Origin of the sequence: Helicobacter felis ATCC 49179 (genome assembly GCF_000200595.1) — a bacterium.
In the GTDB taxonomy this organism is placed as follows: Bacteria; Campylobacterota; Campylobacteria; order Campylobacterales; family Helicobacteraceae; genus Helicobacter; species Helicobacter felis.
Genome location: NC_014810.2, coordinates 543,609 through 562,967, shown reverse-complemented (window position 1 = coordinate 562,967; position 19,359 = coordinate 543,609). Strand labels below are relative to the sequence as shown.

At 44.5% G+C, this 19,359-nt stretch carries 17 protein-coding genes; 8 read left to right on the top strand and 9 right to left on the bottom strand.

The genetic code is table 11. The annotated features are described in order from the left end of the window. Positions 1 to 10: 10 nt before the first annotated feature. The 7 genes from gatB to HFELIS_RS02830 all read right to left on the bottom strand — a co-directional run bounded on the left by gatB (position 11) and on the right by HFELIS_RS02830 (position 9,921). A complete protein-coding gene (gatB, locus tag HFELIS_RS02860; RefSeq protein ID WP_013469034.1) occupies positions 11 to 1,432 on the bottom strand; it encodes an Asp-tRNA(Asn)/Glu-tRNA(Gln) amidotransferase subunit GatB in 1,422 nt (473 codons plus the stop codon). Positions 1,433 to 1,463: 31 nt separating this feature from the next. Continuing rightward, the gene (locus HFELIS_RS02855) at positions 1,464 to 1,757 is read right to left on the bottom strand and encodes a hypothetical protein (protein WP_041302734.1); all 294 of its coding nucleotides are present in this window, start codon (positions 1,755 to 1,757) and stop codon (positions 1,464 to 1,466) included. A 76-nt stretch (positions 1,758 to 1,833) separates the two neighbouring features. After that, complete coding sequence (locus HFELIS_RS02850) at positions 1,834 to 3,057, bottom strand: M16 family metallopeptidase (protein ID WP_049777003.1); 1,224 nt, start codon at positions 3,055 to 3,057, stop codon at positions 1,834 to 1,836. Between the two features lie 221 nt (positions 3,058 to 3,278). Then, positions 3,279 to 4,325, bottom strand: coding sequence for a dehypoxanthine futalosine cyclase (locus HFELIS_RS02845; protein ID WP_013469032.1), 1,047 nt, complete (start codon positions 4,323 to 4,325; stop codon positions 3,279 to 3,281). Between the two features lie 9 nt (positions 4,326 to 4,334). After that, positions 4,335 to 6,830, bottom strand: coding sequence for an outer membrane protein assembly factor BamA (gene bamA / locus HFELIS_RS02840; RefSeq protein WP_013469031.1), 2,496 nt, complete (start codon positions 6,828 to 6,830; stop codon positions 4,335 to 4,337). A 95-nt stretch (positions 6,831 to 6,925) separates the two neighbouring features. After that, complete coding sequence (locus HFELIS_RS02835; protein WP_013469030.1) at positions 6,926 to 7,942, bottom strand: lipid A deacylase LpxR family protein; 1,017 nt, start codon at positions 7,940 to 7,942, stop codon at positions 6,926 to 6,928. Between the two features lie 62 nt (positions 7,943 to 8,004). Next, positions 8,005 to 9,921 (bottom strand): methyl-accepting chemotaxis protein, encoded by a 1,917-nt coding sequence (locus HFELIS_RS02830; RefSeq protein WP_013469029.1) that lies wholly within the window; start codon positions 9,919 to 9,921, stop codon positions 8,005 to 8,007. 237 nt (positions 9,922 to 10,158) lie between these two features. Here HFELIS_RS02830 and HFELIS_RS02825 point away from each other — a divergent pair, with 237 nt between their 5' ends. The 7 genes from HFELIS_RS02825 (at position 10,159) to asd (ending at position 17,650) form a co-directional block, all read left to right on the top strand. Continuing rightward, entirely contained in the window at positions 10,159 to 10,890 is a 732-nt protein-coding gene (locus HFELIS_RS02825) for a (Fe-S)-binding protein (protein WP_013469028.1), read from the top strand. A 1-nt stretch (position 10,891) separates the two neighbouring features. Continuing rightward, entirely contained in the window at positions 10,892 to 12,337 is a 1,446-nt protein-coding gene (locus HFELIS_RS02820) for a LutB/LldF family L-lactate oxidation iron-sulfur protein (protein WP_013469027.1), read from the top strand. Beyond that, positions 12,330 to 13,001: a LutC/YkgG family protein gene (locus HFELIS_RS02815; RefSeq protein ID WP_013469026.1), complete on the top strand. Its 672-nt coding sequence runs from the start codon at positions 12,330 to 12,332 to the stop codon at positions 12,999 to 13,001. Before HFELIS_RS02820 ends, HFELIS_RS02815 begins: the two co-directional genes overlap by 8 nt. A gap of 9 nt (positions 13,002 to 13,010) precedes the next feature. Continuing rightward, positions 13,011 to 13,466 (top strand): peroxiredoxin, encoded by a 456-nt coding sequence (locus tag HFELIS_RS02810; RefSeq protein WP_013469025.1) that lies wholly within the window; start codon positions 13,011 to 13,013, stop codon positions 13,464 to 13,466. A gap of 113 nt (positions 13,467 to 13,579) precedes the next feature. Next, a complete protein-coding gene (locus HFELIS_RS02805; protein WP_013469024.1) occupies positions 13,580 to 15,283 on the top strand; it encodes a methyl-accepting chemotaxis protein in 1,704 nt (567 codons plus the stop codon). Between the two features lie 64 nt (positions 15,284 to 15,347). Beyond that, positions 15,348 to 16,658 (top strand): histidine--tRNA ligase, encoded by a 1,311-nt coding sequence (gene hisS / locus HFELIS_RS02800; protein WP_013469023.1) that lies wholly within the window; start codon positions 15,348 to 15,350, stop codon positions 16,656 to 16,658. Further along, positions 16,655 to 17,650 (top strand): aspartate-semialdehyde dehydrogenase, encoded by a 996-nt coding sequence (gene asd, locus HFELIS_RS02795; protein WP_013469022.1) that lies wholly within the window; start codon positions 16,655 to 16,657, stop codon positions 17,648 to 17,650. Before hisS ends, asd begins: the two co-directional genes overlap by 4 nt. On the opposite strand, the gene HFELIS_RS02790 is transcribed toward asd, so the two are convergent. Further along, positions 17,634 to 18,140, bottom strand: a complete 507-nt coding sequence (locus tag HFELIS_RS02790; RefSeq protein WP_013469021.1) for a DUF2147 domain-containing protein — start codon at positions 18,138 to 18,140, stop codon at positions 17,634 to 17,636. The two genes, asd and HFELIS_RS02790, sit on opposite strands and share 17 nt — an antisense overlap. A 13-nt stretch (positions 18,141 to 18,153) precedes the next feature. Beyond that, positions 18,154 to 18,651 carry a YhcH/YjgK/YiaL family protein gene (locus HFELIS_RS02785; RefSeq protein WP_013469020.1) on the bottom strand — a complete coding sequence of 166 codons (498 nt, stop codon included), beginning with the start codon at positions 18,649 to 18,651 and terminating at the stop codon, positions 18,154 to 18,156. 90 nt (positions 18,652 to 18,741) lie between these two features. On the opposite strand from HFELIS_RS02785, the gene HFELIS_RS02780 reads away from it, so the two are divergent. Further along, positions 18,742 to 19,338, top strand: a complete 597-nt coding sequence (locus tag HFELIS_RS02780) for a DUF3943 domain-containing protein (protein WP_231844193.1) — start codon at positions 18,742 to 18,744, stop codon at positions 19,336 to 19,338. The last annotated feature ends 21 nt before the right edge of the window (positions 19,339 to 19,359 follow it).

Genomic DNA, 19,359 nt, shown 5'->3' with positions numbered 1-19,359 from the left:
AAGTCTGCAACTACCCCTCTAACTTCTCTTTTAAAAGCGCGTTGAGCGCGCTAGGATCCGCCCCTTTCATATTCTTTAAAATCTGTCCTACAAAAAAGCCTAAAAGTTTGGTTTTGCCGGCTTTGTATTCTGCTACCTTGTCTGGGTGTGCAGAGAGAAGCGCCTCAATGGCGTGCAGTAAAGCCCCCTCATCTTGCACTTGAGCTAGTCCTAGCTTTTCAATGAGGGCATCTACATCGCTAGGCTGGCTGGAGTCTTGGGCTAGAAGTGCGTCTAAAATCTCCTTGCCCGCCTTGCCTGAGATTTTTTTGCTATCAATGCGTTGCACTAGAGTGCCCAAAGTTTGCGCGCTCACTTTGCAATGCTCTAACTCCTGCCCCTCTAAGCGTCCTAGCAATTCTACACACAGCCAAGACACACTAGCCTTTACACTCGCTCCCATGTCAATCATCTCTTCAAAATAGCGCGCAATGGCAACATCGCTCACTAGCATGCTCGCGTCTTCAGCCTTGACTCCTAGCTCTATGTAGCGCGCTTTTTTGGCATCGGGCAACTCGGGGATTTGTTGCTCTAAGAGGGCTTGGGGGATGTGCACGCGCCTAAGATCCGGATCGGGGAAGTAGCGATAATCCGCCGAACCCTCCTTATCGCGCATAGATTGGGTGACTCCTTTGGTGGTGTCAAAAAGCCTAGTTTCTTGCACCACTTCGCGCGCATAAGTGCCCCGCTCAAAGGCTTCGATCTGGCGTTCCACCTCATAATCAATGGCTTTTTGGATGAATCTAAAGCTATTGAGGTTTTTAATCTCTACGCGGGTGTAGAGTTTGTCCTCACCCTTGGGGCGAATAGACACATTGGCATCACAGCGAAAATTGCCCTCCTGCATGTTGGCATCCGAAATGCCCAAAAAGCGCACAAGTGCGTGTAATTTTTTAAGATAACTGATAGCTTCCTGCGCGCTACGCAAATCCGGGCGACTCACAATCTCTAGTAGAGGCGTGCCCGCGCGGTTCAAATCCACCTTAGAAAATTCCCCCTCATGGATATTTTTCCCCGCGTCTTCCTCCAAGTGCGCGCGCTCGATGCCGATGCGTTTTAGCCCTGTTTCTGTCTCAATGTCTAAATAGCCCGCGCCTACAATGGGGATTTCAAATTGTGAGATTTGGTAAGCCTTAGGCAGGTCGGGGTAAAAATAATTCTTGCGCGCAAAGATGGAGTCTTGGTTGATCGTGGCATTAATTGCCATCCCAAAGGCGATCGCCTTTTTTAGTGCGGCTTCATTGAGCACGGGCAGGGCTCCGGGCAAGCCTAAGCACACCGGGCAGGTGTTGCTATTAGGAGTGTCTTTAAAGCTAGTCGGACAACTACAAAAAATTTTGGTTTGGGTGTTGAGCTGGGTATGTACCTCTAACCCGATAATGGTTTCAAACATGAAAACTCCTTTATTTGTAATTAATGTGGCGTTACAAATGTTGTATTGTATCAAGCAGAGCAAGAATACAAAATGGACCACCACAAGCAACAAAAGAATAGACAATCAGAGCAAGTAAGATAAGACCAAAAATAGACCTCATCACACCTCTCCAAGAGCCATGCTCGCTTATGTTATCTCTAAACATCGCCACAACGCCCCCTATAAGTCCAATTACCACCAAGCATACTATGAAAACTACTATATAAGGGAGTGAGGACATCAAGGCGATCAGTCCTAAAGTTAGTGGGATACCAAGCAATGCAATTAATAATAATTGCAACATCACCCACCTCTAAAATACCTTTTAAACAACCCCACACAAGTTCCTCTACAAACCTGACAATAAGATTTGTAAAAGATTATTTGTGCTCCACTGGGGCCATCTTTTCCTCTTGTGCTACTTTTTTGGCTTGAAGTTTAGGATCCATAGTCAAAACGCTGAAACTCAAATCTGCCACCTCTGGGTGGGATTTGATATAGGCGTTGATTTCCTCTAATTTGAGATTTTTGATACGCTCTAGCATGATTTTGTCATAGTTGAGAGGGAGTCCTAAATAGAAGTTGTGGAATTTGTTAGTCAGTCTTTCCCCCAAAGTTTCATTAGCTAGGGGCTCAGATCCTAGCAAAAACTTCTTAGCTCCGTCTAACTCCTCTTGAGTGATGCCTTTGTCTACAAATTCTTTCACGACTTTCTTAATTAGGGCGATGCTCTTGTCTTGATTTTCTAATTTAGTTTGTAGATACCCAGTCGCGCAGTTGATAATGCGTGAGAGTTGTATACGCATATATGCGCTGTAAGCCAAGCCCTCTTTAACCCGAATGGTGTCCATCAGGCGAGATCCAAAGCCACTAGAACCCAATACAAAACTCATCACTTTGGCTAAAGGTAATTCTTTTTCTAGGTCCTGCATATGAAAAGGGGAACCAAAGTAGATATAGGCTTGCTGGGTGTCCTTATAAATGACTTTTTCTTGGGGTTCTTTGGCAGTTACAAAATGGGGGGAGAAAAAGGGTTTATTGGAGGGGAGGGTTTCTAAAAGGGGTTTGAGTTGATCAAGAACCTGATTAGTGTCTAAATCTCCCCCCATCACAATGATCAGTCGTTCGATATCTAGCGCGTCTTCTAGGCGTTTTTTTACATCCTCCAAAGAAATGCTTTGAATGCTTTTTGGTGTGCCAATGGCTGGATTGGCTAGGGGTGTGTTGGCAAAAAGAATTTTATTAAGTTCAAGTTGGGCCAAATAGTCAAAATTGCTCATTTTAGTTAAAGCGGCTGCGGTCATGCGCTTTTGCACCTTTTCAAGTGCGCTAGGAGTGAGATTGGGTGAGCGCAAAAGATCGATCAAATAACCAACCGCCTTTGATTCATACTCTTTAAGAAAACCTAAATCGATGTGTAGAGATTCTAGGCGAATGTCCGTATCTAGTGTGATGGCTAATTGTTCCAACTGTTCGGCAAATTTTACATTGCCTAATTCTTTAGTGCCTTCATTGAGCATCGCCGCACTGAGTTTAGACAATCCGTATTTGTTCTTATCCATCAAATTCCCCCCACCAATAAACATCAGGCGGACAGCTCCCATTGGCAAAAGGTGGTTTTCCTCATAAATCACAGGGATTTTAATTCCCTTGATCTCAAAGTACTTGATGCCTTCGCCTACACGATCGCGCTTGATCACTCTTGTTTTTTCCTCTTCCACTTTTTGTTGCGTATCTTTCATCCAAACTCCTAAGCTTATTAAAATCAACACAGCCACAACCAGCAGAAACGCATAACGGACACTCTTCATGTTAGACCTTGAGTTTAATATCTCTCTAAAATTTCATAGGCCGTATTGCGTTTGGCTGCTTTACCTCCCAAATCCGCCACAAGGGCGACCATTTCTTCCTTGTCCATGCAAAAACTCGTGCCTGCCGCCTTGACCACATTCTCCTCCATCATCACACTACCCAAATCGTTCGCTCCAAAAAGCAGGGCCAACTGCCCGATCATCGCCCCTTGCGTTACCCATGAACTTTGGATATTGGCTATATTATCCAAAAAGAGCCGACTACAGGCTAACAAACGCAAATAACGATTGCTACTCGCCTTTTTAATATCGGGTCTTTCTTGTTGTAGGGGGGTGAAATTGGGTTGAAAGCTCCAAAGAATAAAGGCGCGGAATCCTCCCGTTTCATCTTGCAGGTTGCGCACACGCTCCAAGTGCTCGATCACATCCTCATTGGTGTCTACACTCCCAAACATCATGGTGGCCGTGCTTTTGATTCCGCATTTGTGCGCTTGCCTGTGCACTTCAATCCAGCGATCAGCACTGAGTTTTTTGGGCGCAATGACATGGCGCACCCGGTCGCTTAAAATTTCTGCCCCTGCCCCCGGAATGGAGCTAAGACCTGCGGCCTTCAAACGCTCCAAGACCTCAACTAAAGAGAGTCGTGAGATTTTAGCGATGTAATCAATTTCCACAGCTGAGAAGCCATGAATAGTGATAGTGGGGAATTTTTGAGCGATGTGAGAAACTAAGTTTTCATAGTAGTCAATTTTAAGCTGAGGGTGCACTCCACCCTGAAATAAAATCTGTGTGCCTCCAATAGCGATCAATTCCTCAATCTTGGTATCAATTTCTTCAAAACTGAGCAGGTAGGCATCTTTGTCTTTAAGGGTGCGTTTGAAAGCGCAAAACTTGCAATCCACAAAACAAATATTGGTGTAATTGATGTTGCGATCCACAATAAAGGTCGTGGTGTTTTCTGGATGCAATTGCTGTTTTTTAGCTAAAGCCATCCGCCCCAATTCTTTAAGGGGTTTGTGCGCCATCCATTCTAAAAGTATTTTTCTGTCCAGTCTTTGCATGTGTGTCCTTTAAAAACGCGTGCCCATAGAAAACTCAAAGCGTTGGGTTAGATCGCCAAAATTAGGATTGAAATACAAGCCCCTTTTACTACTCCAGTCGTTGAAAAAAGCAATGGGGAAAATCAAGACCAAAGGACCCATGGGCGAAATCCACTCAATTTGTAGTCCTGTAGAGGCGCGCCAAGTGCCATGTTCATAACCCGCCCCAATCACGCCATAATCTTTAAAGTTTACATCTGTAGAGAGTGCGTTATGCCAAAAGCCTCCAGATTTGCTAGGAGTTTTAAAGGTCAAAAAGCCCCAGTCAAAAAACCACGCCACGCGCATTTTAGCCGCTTTGAGCAAGCCATAACTTAACTCCACAGAACCCGTATACAGCCCATCACCCCCAACCCACATGCCCTCAGGTGTTCTGGGGGTGATAGAGGCATTTCTAAAGCCCCGAATGGTGGTTACGCCCCCTAGATAAAAGACAGAGTTTAGGGGCAAATAGTCTTCTGTGTTATAACGGAAGATATAGCCACCCTGAGTTTTAAAACGGGCAATCAGGTCAATCAGCAGATATTTTTGCAAATGGTGGTAGGCGGCAAATTTGCCATAAACTTTCATATTGCGCACATTCCCCCCCAAACCATTCCAGGAGTTAAGCCCTCCAGGTGAAGGCAAACCGGCCATTGCAATATAGTTAGAAAAGGTGAAGCCGTTTTTGGGGAAGTAGTAGTCATCTGTGTTGTCAAAGTTACTACTCAAAGTAAAAGAGCTGGTAGTGGGAGTGTGGTAGTCGCGATTCCAAAGGCCATGTAAAGGCTGGCCATTGTTACCTGTAGCAACCACCCCATTTGGATATTTAATCACCGTATTTTGGCTACTATAAAACATCTCATAAAGCGGGCTAGAAAAGCCCACGATTTTATTAAGGCTATAGGTATAGCCTAGATTCATGCTAAAGGTGTTGGTGAGCATACGCCCTGCAGTGGCGCTAAACCCCCCCCCTTGCTGGATGTAGTTGTAGCTAATGATGTAGTCGGCAAAAAGGCTTAAGGAAGTGCTGTAACGGCTGTCAAAAATGCGTGGGTTGGTCAAGGTGAGGTTACCTGAAAACATCCGCCCACTCCCTCGAATCCCATAGCTATTTCCCCCACCCCCTGTGGCGATATTAGCATACAAACTCATGCTCTGCCCGGTCCCAAAGAGGTTTTTCTCACTCACACTCCCATTGAGCATGAGTCCCCCATAACTCCCATAACCTAAGCCAAATTGGAGTTGCCCCGTGCGCCCTTCTTCTACATTGACCAAAATGTCCATCAGTTGGCTATTGACGCGCCGTTCTTCAATCTTAACCTTAGAGAAAAAGCCCAAACGGCGCAGCGCGTTCTCTGAGTTAGCCACTTTGGTGAGGCTGTAGCGCTCTTTTGGGTTGAGCCACACCTCACGGCGGATCACCCGATCGCTGGTGCGCTGGTTGCCTGAGATAATGATGTCATTGATATAAACCAAGTCCCCGGTTTCAATGCGATAAATCACCTTCACCTTGCCATGTTTTTCATCTTTATCTAAATCCGGCTTGACCACCGCAAAAGCATAGCCCTGATCGGCAACTTCTCTTTTTAAAATCTGTGCATCAGCGCGCATGTTTTCAATGTTAAAAACCGCACCCTTTTGGATTTTAATAGCTTTTAAAAGTTTAGGAATGGGCACGACAGGCTTATCAATCTGAATTTCTATGCCTGAAACGCGGTATTGAATCCCCTCTCTAATTTTGTAGTAAAGTTTGGCTTTGTGGGTAGCAAAGTTGGTGTTCAAAAAGGGAGAGGACACATTGACATCTAAAAAGCCGTTGCGCAAGTAGACATCTTGAATGCGCATCGAATCGTATTCTAATTCATTCAGGTGTAATTTCCCGGAGTTCAAGCCCCACATCCACCCCATAAAATCGCGTTGTTTGTTCGCGCTCAAAGATTCCACCACGCGGGGCTTGAGCTGTTCGCGCCCCTCATAAGTAGATTTAGTGATGTAAATGTGGTTGCCCCGATTCACCTGAAAGACAATGCGGTAAGCTCCTCCATTAGCCAAAGGTTCAAGGCGGGTCTCCACCACGCTACCGTAATAACCCTGTTGTTCTAGTGCGGCTTTAAGAATGTATTTGGCATTTTCTAATTTAGTTTCGTCATAGGTATCTCCCTTTTTGATCCCCATTTGGGTGTAAAGGGTTTCCTTTTCCTTTTCTGTGCCATAGCCCTTAATTTCTACCCCTGCGATTCTGGGCTTTTCTTTAAAGTGAAAAACAAGCTTGCCATCCTTGAAAGTTGCGTACACATCTTCAAAATACCCTTGATTATACAGGGCTAAAATCGCTTCATCAATCTTTTTTAAATCAAGAGATTCGCCCTTTTTGATCTTGACAATCTCGCCAGCAAGCATGTCGGACATATAGGAAAGATTTTCGTATTCAATACTTTTAATGCGACTCTCTTGGGCATCTAAAACACAGAAAAACTGCCCCACATAGACAAAGATAACCGCAAGAAATTTTTTAATGAGTGCTCCTAATTGGCCTAGCTATGAAGCCCGAATTATACTCTTTAAGCCTTAAGTTTTTTTCAAAACGCCAAACTAACTTCCGCTGTGCCAATGTTGTGGCTTAGAGGCTGATCGCGAAAAGTCTTACTAAGATTTGTTGCTACAAACGCGAGCCTAAAACCCTTATAAAGCAACGCGACACCTCCCTCAACTGCAAAGAGAGCGGGGGGGAGAAAGGTTACATTTCTAGTGTCCAGGCTATTACCCTGCACGAAAATATCTAAGGGCGCGTAAGTTCCACTCGCCCCCACAAAGCCATAAATGGAAAGCCTATCGCTATAGGGAAAACCCCCGCTAAAATTGGAATTGATCTTATTGGGCCCAAAGTCTGCGTCTAAATTATAACCCATGCGCAGCATCGAACCTAGTCTAAACTGCGTGATCGCATTGCCTAGAGTGATCGTAGCTCCCGGGAGCATGTCTATAGAAAAAAAGCGGGTAGTGAGCAAAGGGAGTTTGTAGAGGTATTGGTAAGTGAATTCAAAAATAAATTCATTGCGCAACTGGTGCGCCCAACCATAAAACTTCTTATCCCCGCGCATGTTATGAATCCAATCCTGTATCTCTTTAGCAAAGGCATGGGGTCCCACTGTGCCAAAAGAAAAATTTAATTTTTCTAGGACATGTTGACTGCGTTGGAATATCCCAAAATCTGCTCGAAGCCAGCCGGCATAGAGATGATCATGGGGGACTACTCCGGTGATGAGGCGATTTTTTAAACTTGGGGTGTAAATGCTCTGTGTAACAGAAATGCTAAAACGAGTCATTTTAGGAGATTTATAAAGCAGGCTCAAATAACGACTCCACGCCATCCAAGAGTGGCGGTGCGCTGCGCCCCAAAAATTATATTCCTTACTTGCATAGCCCACACGATTCCCCGCTGTGTAATAGCGATCCACCGGATACACATAGGCATCATTTTCGCTGAGAAGATCGATGTATTGTTTTTGATGAGGAGTTAGGGAAGTGGGAGTTTCTAGCAAAGAGCGCGCAGAGAGCCCCACACAAAACAGTAGAAGTAAACAAATTCTAAACATGGCATCCCTCAAGACTGCGTAAAACTAAATTGCAAGATGTGAGGATATTCTTTTTTGTTGGCTTAAGTCTTAAATTTCCCCAATTCGTGAGCAAAAACATCCGCTGTTTGGTTTAAAGAGGTGCTCGCTTGGGCGACAGCTTTTACGCTCTCTTGGTTAGAAGTGGCTAGATTCTCAATGGCATGGATTTGTTCCATGATATTTTGGGCTAATTTAGCCACCTCCTTAAAGGCTTGCACATCCTTGATAGTAGTGTTGATGATGGTTTGAATGCCTCTTACATTCTCATCAACGACACCTTGCAAACTGTGGGCGGCCTCTGAAACCTTGACAATTTCTTGGGCATTGCTGTGCAGATCTTTACTGATGTCATTCACGCTTTGCACCACGCCATTAATCACGCCATGCACTTCGCCCAAGCTAGATTGGGTTTTTTCAGCCAGTTTTCTCACTTCATCAGCTACCACTGCAAACCCGCGTCCATGTTCGCCTGCTCGGGCCGCTTCAATGGCGGCATTGAGCGCAAGCAAGTTTGTTTGATCGGCAATGTCTGCGATGATGGTCAAAACCTTTTTAATTTCTTCGGTGTCTTTAGAAGCTCGCTCTAATTTATTGGAACAATCCACGCCTAACTGGGCATTTTTGCCCAAACCACGGCTAAATTCCTCAATGGTGGTGCGCACTTTCTCTAGGGTGTGTGTGGTGTCCATTAAGTTATCGCTATTGCTTGCGGCGTTATCTGCACCTGTGAGAATATGGGCAATCACATCCTCACCATTGTGCACCACTACCTTGATACGCTGTTGTTCTTCAGTAGCGTTATTGGAAACCTCACTAGACCTATCGTGCAGGTCATGGGCGATTTGAGTGTTTTGCGTGCTATTGTGCTTGATGGTGGAAATAACGCCATGAGTTTTGTCCAAAAAAGTGTTGAAACTCTTGGAAATCACGGCAATTTCATCTTTGCCATGCACGGCTAGGCGTATGGTCAAATCGCCATCTTTGGAAGCTAAGGCTTGGATGAGTTTAGTCAGTCTTTTCAGGGGTTTAAAGAGAATGTTGAGCAGGATAAATAGCAAAATAATAGAAATAACCGTAGCGATGATAGAAATGGCAATAATAGTTTGTTGGATAATGCTTAAATCTTTGAGCACAAAATTTTTATCGCTCACCGCAAGAACCTTCCAAGAAAAGCCCGGAACAGTGGTGTAAACATAATACTTAGGTTTGCCATCCACATCACTCTCAATCAAACCATCATGGTGTGATTGAATTTCCTTAAAAATACTTGCTTTTTCGGGGTAGACTTCCAAAAACCTTTTGCCCTGTTCTAAGGGTCCAGAACCTAAAATAAAACCCTTTTGATCTAAAAAGTAGATGCGCACATCATTTGTTGAATGATCCTTAGCACTATCTTCGACATAGGTTAGAGGGATATCCGATCCCAACACGCCTTTAAAAACGCCATTTTGGATAATAGGAACAGCATAGGAAACAACAAGGCGACTGGTAAAGAGGTCTATATAGGGCTCTGTGATGATGAGACCTTGAGCATTTTTAGCTTGCTTGTACCATGCCCTCTGGCGTGGATCGTAGCCTTTGGGAATGTGTCCCACAGTTTTATAAATCCGCCCATCTTCAAAAGCAAAGTGTAAATCCGTGCTGTCCATACCATACTGCACATAATCTAAGACTTTCTGCACGGTGCGGATATCATTTAAATCCATTTTGTCGAGCTGTTTAGAAGTGTTTTGAAGCGCACCACGGATGGCATCATCCCAACCCTTGAGAGAATAGGACAACAGATCGACGGTTTTCTCTAATTGGATTTTGGCAGTCCTCGTCATACGGGAATAGAGCCTGTAATTCAAAATGCCAACAGTAACCGCAAAACTCGCAGATAGCAAAATAGCAAAAACAAGCGCAACTTTTGTCTTGAAACTCATAGCAACCACCCCAACTTTTAAGATCAAGATCATTAGATCATTAGATCATTAGATCATTAGATCATTAGATCATTAGATCATTAGATCATTAGATCATTAGATCATTAGATCATTATCCTAATGATAATATAAAAAAATTAATCTATATGATACAAACACAATTTTTAATAAAAATTACCGCTTTTATAATAAAGTAGCTCGCTCCAATTTTCCTCATATTTCCCATATTTTGGATACAATGAAAAACATGTTTTAGACTAAAGGATTTTTATGAAAGTGTATTTTTTTGCCACTTGTTTAGGAGGGGCTGTTTTTAGCCAAACCGTGCTTAATTGTATCAAACTCTTGCAAAGAGAGGGGGTTGAGGTGGTTTTTAAAAAAGATCAAACTTGCTGTGGGCAACCTAGCTATAATTCGGGTTACTACACCCAAACCCGCGAGATTGTGTTGCACAATGTGCGCCTTTTTAAAGAAAATTACCCCGTGATTGTGCCCAGCGGTTCTTGTGTAGGCATGATGGCGCATGACTATTTAGAACTCTTTGAAGGACTTCCTGAATATGAGGAGGTGAAAAGCTTTGCCTCAAGGGTTTATGAACTCTCTGAGTTTTTAGACAAAAAGTTAGATGTGCACTATAGCGATATGGGCGCACCCATTAAAGTTACATGGCATTCTAATTGCCACGCTTTGCGGGTTTCTAAGGTGATTGAGAGCGCTAAGAAGATCATCGCTCAACTCTCCAATGTGGAACTCGTGCCCCTGCAAAGAGAGGAGGAATGTTGCGGTTTTGGGGGGACCTTTGCGGTCAAAGAACCTGAGATTTCCAATGCGATGGTGCAGGAAAAAATTAAAGACATTGAAGATCAAAAGGTAGAATGCATTCTCTCAGCCGATGCGGGCTGTTTGCTCAATATCAGCGGAGCGATGGCCAAAATGCGCAGTAACACCAAAGCGATGCATTTTTACGACTTTCTAGCCCAAAGAATAGGCATAGGAGCTTAACATGATACACACCCATAGCGATCATGATTATGAACATGTTATTAACGAGAAACTGGGCGATACGCAGATGCGCACGAATTTGCGCTCTGCAATGGATACCCTTATTCACAAGCGCAAGGATTTACTCACAAGCCGTATCCCAGAATGGGAGACCTTGCGCACTATGGGACAAAACGCCAAATTAAAAGTTTTGTCCAAATTAGATACTTATCTACAACGCTTTGAAGAAAACGCCACTAAAAATGGCTTTGTGGTGCACTATGCGAGCACGGCTAAAGATGCTAATGAGATCATTTACAACTTAGCTAAGGAGCGCGCAGTTACGCGCATTCTTAAGGGTAAATCAATGGCCAGCGAGGAAATCGGTTTTAATCAGTACATGAAAGAAAAGGGCATCATCGCTAAAGAAACAGATTTAGGCGAGCTCATTATCCAACTCATCGATGAACACCCCGTGCATATTGTAGTGCCTGCTATCCACAAAAACCGCCACCAAGTGGGCAAGATTTTCCAAGAAAAACTAGGCGCGCCCTTAGAAAGTGAACCAGAAAAGCTCAATGGCATCGCTAGAGAGCACATGCGCGGGGAGTTTGAGGGCTTTAAAATGGGGATCTCAGGGGTGAATTTTGCTATCGCCAATGAGGGGGCCATTTGGTTAGTGGAAAATGAGGGTAATGGGCGGATGTGCACCACCGCCTGCGATATTCATGTAGCAATCTGTGGGATTGAAAAAATGGTGGAGAGTTTTGAAGATGCGTCAATTTTAAATAACCTGCTCTGTCCTAGCGCGGTGGGCGTGCCCATCACTTGTTATCAAAACATCATCACCGGGCCACGCAAAGAGGGCGAATTGGACGGCCCTAAAGAAGCGCATATCATTTTATTAGATCACAACCGCTCTAATATCTTGGCCGATGAAAAGTATTACCGCGCCCTCTCTTGTATCCGCTGTGGGACTTGTTTAAACCACTGCCCAGTATATGATAAAATCGGCGGGCATGCCTACTTAGCCACTTATCCCGGACCTATTGGAGTGGTGATCACCCCCCAACTCTTTGGATTGGATAATTATGAACACATCGCTAATTTATGCAGTTTGTGCGGGCGTTGCGGGGAGGTTTGCCCGGTGAAAATCCCCTTGCCTGAACTCATTAGAGATTTGCGCTGTGAAAAGGCGCACGAGGGGCGGGGCGTGGTGCGGGGCTATAAAAATGCCAAACATAGTAAATGGGAGGAATTGGGAATGAAGGCTTTTGCAAAATTGGCAAGTAATGGCACGGCGTGGCGGCTTATGCTGACCTTGAGCGGGTGGTTTGCCCCACTGGGTAAATTTGTGGGGCATTATACCCCTGTGCTCAACAAGTGGCTCAAACACCGCGAAATGCCTCAAGTGGGAGGAAGTGTGCATGCCAAAGTAAAATCTCTAGCGGGGGTGATTTATGAGTAAGCAAGTTGTCTTAGAACGCATCCAAAACGCGCTCAAACGCCATAGTATTTCTCATCAAGATATCCCTTATAAAAATATGATTGTGGACACTAAGGAGGATTTGCTAGAGGAATACAAGTATTACCAAGATTTAAACCGTGCTGAGGTGGTCGACTCTAACCCTGAAAACCTGCTTGCAGAGATAGAAAACGCCCTAGCCGCCTTTGAGAGTCAAAAACTTCTCTATGCTACAGATTTACCCTGCGATTTGGAGGCACTAGGGGGAGCTTATACAAAAATCCCCTATGATAAACCCGTAGAAGAGTTTAGGGAGGAAATTTTTAATATCGATACAGCGATCTTAAAAGCAACCTGTGGGGTGGCTAATTTGGGTATTGTGGGTGTGGTTTCCTCCCCAGCTAGTCCGCGCCTAACCTCGCTCATCACCCTCAAATGTATTATCTTGTTAGAAAAATCTAAAATTGTACGCAATTTGGCACAAGGCTTAGAAGCACTTAAAAAGGCAGGCATGCCTCAAGATGTCAAAATGCGCGATGAGGATTGTAAGCATTGCCTGCCCACTAACATGCTCCTTATTGGGGGCCCTAGTCGCACGGCAGATATTGAGTTACAAACCGTCTTTGGTGTGCATGGCCCTATGGCTGTGCGTGTAATCTTATATTAGGGAGAAACGATGCGTTTAGAACCAAATACCCTAGCCCCCGCTTTCACACTCAAGAACGCGCAGGGGCAGAATGTGAGTTTGAGAGACTTTTTAGGCAAAATTGTAGTGCTTTACTTCTACCCTAAGGACAACACCCCCGGATGCACCATAGAGGCGCAGGACTTTACTAGACTAAAAGCCGAATTTATGGCTAAGGGCGCGCTGATTTTAGGGGTAAGTCCAGATGATGCCAAGAGTCATTGCCATTTCATTGAGTCTGAAAAATTAGACATTGAGCTTTTAAGCGATCCTAGCTTAGAAGTGTTGAAAGCCTACGGGGCTTATGGCACTAAAAACATGTATGGCAAAGAAGTAGAGGGCGTGATTCGCTCTACCTTTGTGATCGACAAAGAGGGCAAGATCGCCCACGCGCTTTACAATGTCCAAGCCAAAGGCCACGCCCAAAGGGTATTAGGCTTGCTCTGATACTCTCCTTGATTTTTCAATTTGTCTATGGAGCACCATAGGCAAAAAGCTGTCCTTGCCAACATGCATTAGTAGGCATGTTTCCTTTCATAGAATTGTTCAAAAGGAGCTCTGTGGTATTCGATCTGCGCAAAAAAATGATTCTAATTGTTCTAGGTTCTTTGTGTACTTTGGTGTTGATTTTGACCATTCTAAGTCAATATATAGAGCGTGAAGTGCTCGATAAAGTTATCGGAGCTTTTAATCGCAACGCTCTGATCAAGCGCGAATTAGTGATTCAACATGATGTGTTTTTGATCAAGTCTGGAATTGAGGAATACTTTACAAGACATCCTAAAGATGTGGCTTTAAAAATGACCATTGACTATTTTAAGAAGATCAATGCGATCAAGGGGCGCGCTTATGTGCTAGCGTTGCGCAAAGATGGGACTTTAATAGTTGATAGCGTGCATCCGGAGCTAGTGGGCAAGAATGTTTTAGATGTTCAGGATAAAAATGGAGGCTTCTTTTATAAAGAATATATCCAGCGCGCTTTAAGCGATCCTAAAGGGGGTTTTTACAGACATAATCTTAAACGCCCGCACCCCTCTTCAGAAGGCGAAGACTGCGTCAGTTATTCCTATTACGATCCAATAAGCGATCTTGTGATTGTTACGGTAAGTTATGTGAGCGCCATTTATAAAAGTATGGAAAAGGCAAGGGAAAATGCCAATGCTTTGGCGACCGAAAATTTCCGCATCCTGCTTTATACAGCATTTTTTTCTACTTTGGTGATTATCGGTATTGCTTCCATACTCAGCCATGTTCTTATTATCAGGCGTTTACATGCCTTGGTATCTGTGGTGAAAGAATTTAGTCAAGACAAGGGAGACAAGGACCTTACCCGCCGCATTCGGCTTAAGGGAAATGCGCGGGATGAAATCAGTTTGAGCGCGGATTCTATTAATGCCTTTCTGGAGCGCATTTGTGTGCTCAATAATGAGATTAAGAATTGCGGTAACCAAAGCCACACTTGCGCCCTGCAACTTGGCGATGCGATGCGCCATACCACAGATGAGATGAAGAAAACAGCCCAAACGATCACGCACATTAAAAATGAGGGCACAAAGCTTTCTAACGACATTAATGAGGTGAATATCAATGTAGAGGGAGTGATCGCAGAACTGGGTAAGGCATTGGTGCTATTGGAGGAGAGTAAAAACGGCGTGCATAAATTGCATGAGGCGATTTTAGAAGACGCGCACAATGAAAGAGAACTTGCCTTGCAAATGGAAACGCTTAATCAAAGCGCCAATAATGCAAAGAACATTTTAGAAACTATTGATGAGATCGCCAAACAAACGGATTTACTCGCGCTCAATGCAGCCATTGAGGCAGCGCGGGCAGGCGAGCACGGGCGGGGGTTTGCCGTAGTGGCACAAGAAGTTAGCAATCTAGCTACGCGCACGCAAAAAGCACTCATGGAAGTCAACACCACAATTTCAACTATTATGCAAGATGTGGATGAGGTAGGGAATAAAATGGGGCAACAAACTTTGCGTATTGAAGAGGCCAGTGCCTTAAGCGCATCTGTGCAAGAAAGTTCTATCAAAACCTCCGCGTATTTGGCAAATCTGATCGAGCGCATCAAAGAGGTTAATTTGGTCTTTATCAAGCTTGGGCACAACACGCAAGCAATTATAGGCGATGTGATTTCTGTGGAAGTGTCTGCGAGCGACACGCTTAAGAATGCTAATAAAATGGAGCTTATGATGGAACACTCTAAGAGTGTTGTCGAACAAATCTACCATAAAACCAACGAATTTAAGACGACATAAAGAAGGACTCTTTTAGTCCTCTTCTAAAATTGCTATAATTGGCCCATTTCAATAAAGGATCGCTATGATCACTCCTAAAACTTTGAGTGGCTTTAAAGACAGACTCCCCAAAGAGGCAATGGCCAAGGGAGCGGTGCTAGACAAATTGGCCAGTGTGTTTAGAAGTTTTGGATTTGTGCCCATCGAAACCCCCCATTTGGAATACGCCTCCATCTTAACCCAAGAGGAGGGGGAGATTCAAAAAGAAATCTATCTATTTAAAGATCATGGCAAAAGAGAAGTGGGATTGCGCTTTGATCAAACCATTCCTTTAGCGCGTTTCATCGCCCAGCACCACCACGCTTTAGGTCTGCCCTTTAAACGCTACGCTATTGGCAATGTCTTTAGAGGAGAGCGTGCCCAAAGAGGGCGTTATCGAGAGTTTACCCAATGCGATTTTGACTTCATCGGGAGCAAGAGCTTGCTCTGTGATAGCGAGATCATTCAGGTGATCATCGCTAGCCTGAAAGCTTTAGGCTTAGATGAATTCAGTGTGTGGATCAACCACCGCAAGATTTTAAATGGCCTATGTGAACACTTTGGTTTGCACACTCAAGAGGAAATTCACGCGCTCTTGCGGGTGGTGGACAAACTGAGCAAGATCGGTCAGGAGGGCGTGCTCTTGGAGCTTAAAGCCCTTTTTCCACAACTGCAGTTTACAGACTTGCTAAAGATTATCAACACAAAGCAAAATGGCGACCCTCTAGAGTTTTTTAAAAGCGTGGCTTATTTGAAGGACTATAACCCTACTTTAAAGGAGGGCTTGGAGGAGTTAGAGAGTCTTTTTAATCTTCTACTCTGCCTAGAGATCAATCCCGAACATTTTAAGGTAGATTTTTCCATCGCTAGGGGGCTTGGCTACTACACCGGGATCGTCTATGAAACTACGATCAACTCCCTAGCGACTTTAGGGAGTGTGTGCTCTGGGGGGCGTTATGATAATCTTTCTAAGAGCTTTAGCACCCAGAGTTTGCCCGGTGTGGGCGCATCTATTGGGCTAGATCGCTTGCTGGTAGGCTTGGAAGAACTTGAGTTGGTGGAGAGCAAATCCACGAGCGCACGAGTGTTAGTGGTGTGCATGCACCCCTCTCATTTTGCTTATGCTAGTCAGGTTGCCCAAAAATTCCGCCAAAGCGATGTGAATGCCGAACTCTACCCGGAGGTTGAAAAACTTAAAAAGCCTTTTAGCTACGCTAACCAAAAGGGGCATGAATTTGTGGTGGTTTTAGGAGAAGAAGAAGTGCGTAACAAGAGTTTGACCCTCAAGAACATGACAACAGGCGTGCAGGTGAATCATCTGAGCTTTTTAGGCGCACTGGCGATGGTGAACGAATGAAGGGCTATAATGTCGCCCTTGTAGGGGCAAGCGGAGCGGTGGGCTTGGAGATCATCACGCTTTTAGAGCAGTGGGATTTTCCTCTTAAGAGTTTCAAACCTCTAGCTAGCAAGCGGAGTGCGGGGGCAAAACTTAGCCTTATGGGGCAGGAATACGCGATTTTGCCAACCACCCATGAGAGTTTTGAGGGAATAGACATCGCCTTTTTTAGCGCGGGGAGTGGAGTGAGTAAGCTCTTTGCCCCCAGCGCGGCTAAGGCAGGCGCGTTGGTGATTGATAACACCAGCTTTTTTCGCCTAGAAAAAGACATCCCCTTAGTGGTCCCAGAGGTCAACGCGCAGGATTTAAAAGATTGCCCTAAAAATATCATCGCTAATCCTAACTGCTCGACTATCCAAATGGTGCAGGTGCTTGAACCCCTACATCAGGCTTTTGGGATCGAGCGGGTTTGTGTGAGCACTTATCAGGCGGCTAGTGGGGCGGGCAAACGGGGGATCGAAGAGTTGCAAGCCCAGATAGCAGGTAGCCAGTGCTCCCAAGTCTTCCCCCACCCTCTAGCCTTAAATGTGATTCCCCAAATCGATGTTTTTATGCCCTCTGGCTACACCAAAGAAGAGATGAAAATGGTGCAAGAAACCCATAAGATCATGCATGCAGATTTTCCCATCAGCGCGACCTGCGTGCGCGTGCCCGTTTTGCGTAGCCATAGCGAGAGCATCAGTATTCACTTCAAGCAGGCTATAGACGCTTACCAAGCCCAAGAAGTGCTTAAAAGCGCGCCTAATATCGTGCTCTTAGATGATCCTAGCAAAAATCTCTACCCCATGCCTATTAATGCTAGCCACACGGATCAAACCTTTGTAGGGCGTGTGCGATCCGACTTGTTTGATTCTAAGATTTTACACTTGTGGTGTGTGGCCGACCAACTCAGAGTCGGCGCGGCCAGCAATGCGGTGAAAATTGCCCTAGAGTGGATCAAGAACCATCGCTAGGGATAGCTTTAAGAGTTTCTAAGACCTGAGAAAAATCCGGTTTGGTGATCTCGTGGTCTTTGAGATAAGCGTTATCCACCTTTCTCCAAATGAAGGTCTTGCCAAAAAACCCCCGTTTATCAAAACTAGGGCGGAATTTTAAATCTCCGTTTTTTTGTTGCCAGACGCGCACATAGTAGGTGCGCCCATCGTAAAAATTATACGCCTTGCCGCTCTTGTATAAATTGTCTTTAACATGAGTCAACCCGTATAAGAAAACCACGCCTTTATCACTGCGATCTCTAAGGGCTGGGTTTTTATTGTAAATATCTTTACGGGCTTTAGAACCATCTGCATTGGCGATTCCATAGGCATAATACCTATCCCCATGTTTGAAAAACTCCACATAGGAACTTTTCATATAAAGGAACGATTGGGTTTTATACACTCCCTCTAAAGTGTTGGCTCCAAGAAGCACCGCTGAACTCACAAAAAACCAATAAGAATGCATTAATGAACTCACCTTATAACTTTAATTTAATCAACTCTTTAGGCACTTTGGCCACAACCTTGCGCACAAGCTTAGAATCCATGGGGCGCGTGGTGTGCGCATCATAATCCATAAAAATTCCTAGCATCCCCGCATGCATGGGAATAGCGCATGGATTAGAGTGTGCGTAGTAGGTTTGGCGATCTATGCTGGCATCATAGGAATCTTGCACCTTCAAATCTGTAATGTCGTTCCAAAGCACGAGCTCGCTCCCCTCTACCACCAAGAGAAAATCCACATACGCCCTATGCGTCTCTAAAACCCCATCTTGCGTGGGGCGATAAACGATTTCCATCGCATGCATGCCATGCTCTAGGGGACGCTTACTAGATCCTTCCTTTTGATTGCGTAAAGCCTGATGCCATGCATGCTCACTTGTAAGCATATTTGTTAGATAACTATAAAGTGTCTCAAGTTCTCTAGTTTTTCTAAACAAGTGCTCTAAAGTGTTGAGTTTACCTAAAATAGCCATTTTATCCTCCAAAGTGCGAAGTCTAACAAGAAAATCCTAATGGATTTTAAAGTTTTCTTTTGCAAAAATCGTAAAAAACTAAGGTGTGTTGTGCCATCTTTGGATTCTTTCATGGCAGGTTACACCCCCAACGATCGCCTAAGGTATTTGTGTATCAGTGTTGGAATCTTAGCTCTAGCCTTTCTTTTAGGGCTTGTGGGGCTTTATTTGATGCCTGAGAGTGTAACACATTGGAGCAAAGAAAAGTTTGGACTGCATAGTTGGGCTATCAATGTGGAACTAGGGCCGCAGATGGATCGCGATCTCTTCATTTTTAATTGGGTCTTGCACCCCTATTTTGGCGCGATTTATTACATGCAGGCTAGAGTTGCGGGGTATTGCAAGCGCGCTTGTATTTTCTTTACTTTTTTGGTGTCCACTTTTTTTTGGGAGTATGGTTTAGAGGCTTTTGTGGAGATTCCCAGCTGGCAAGATCTCATTTGCACCCCCACTTTAGGGCCTTTGGTTGGGGAGCTTTTTTTCCATGCAACCCACCATATTCACAACCGCCAAAAAAAGTTATGTGGGTTTAAGAGTTTAGGTGCTGTGGCTCTCTTTGGCATGGATTTTATTGGCTTTTTGATTCAAAATTCAGGTTTAGCTAAAATACTTGGTATTCATAATAAAAATACTTTCAAGAAAAATTAAGTAATTTTTACCAAAATGTTG

Coding starts and splice junctions, on each gene's coding strand:
- gatB (WP_013469034.1), bottom strand. CDS start 1,432: ATGTTTGAAACCATTATCGGGTTAGAGGTACATACCCAGCTCAACACC.
- HFELIS_RS02855 (WP_041302734.1), bottom strand. CDS start 1,757: ATGTTGCAATTATTATTAATTGCATTGCTTGGTATCCCACTAACTTTA.
- HFELIS_RS02850 (WP_049777003.1), bottom strand. CDS start 3,057: ATGGGAGCTGTCCGCCTGATGTTTATTGGTGGGGGGAATTTGATGGAT.
- HFELIS_RS02845 (WP_013469032.1), bottom strand. CDS start 4,325: ATGCAAAGACTGGACAGAAAAATACTTTTAGAATGGATGGCGCACAAA.
- HFELIS_RS02835 (WP_013469030.1), bottom strand. CDS start 7,942: ATGTTTAGAATTTGTTTACTTCTACTGTTTTGTGTGGGGCTCTCTGCG.
- HFELIS_RS02830 (WP_013469029.1), bottom strand. CDS start 9,921: ATGATCTTGATCTTAAAAGTTGGGGTGGTTGCTATGAGTTTCAAGACA.
- HFELIS_RS02825 (WP_013469028.1), top strand. CDS start 10,159: ATGAAAGTGTATTTTTTTGCCACTTGTTTAGGAGGGGCTGTTTTTAGC.
- HFELIS_RS02820 (WP_013469027.1), top strand. CDS start 10,892: ATGATACACACCCATAGCGATCATGATTATGAACATGTTATTAACGAG.
- HFELIS_RS02815 (WP_013469026.1), top strand. CDS start 12,330: ATGAGTAAGCAAGTTGTCTTAGAACGCATCCAAAACGCGCTCAAACGC.
- HFELIS_RS02810 (WP_013469025.1), top strand. CDS start 13,011: ATGCGTTTAGAACCAAATACCCTAGCCCCCGCTTTCACACTCAAGAAC.
- hisS (WP_013469023.1), top strand. CDS start 15,348: ATGATCACTCCTAAAACTTTGAGTGGCTTTAAAGACAGACTCCCCAAA.
- asd (WP_013469022.1), top strand. CDS start 16,655: ATGAAGGGCTATAATGTCGCCCTTGTAGGGGCAAGCGGAGCGGTGGGC.
- HFELIS_RS02790 (WP_013469021.1), bottom strand. CDS start 18,140: ATGCATTCTTATTGGTTTTTTGTGAGTTCAGCGGTGCTTCTTGGAGCC.
- HFELIS_RS02785 (WP_013469020.1), bottom strand. CDS start 18,651: ATGGCTATTTTAGGTAAACTCAACACTTTAGAGCACTTGTTTAGAAAA.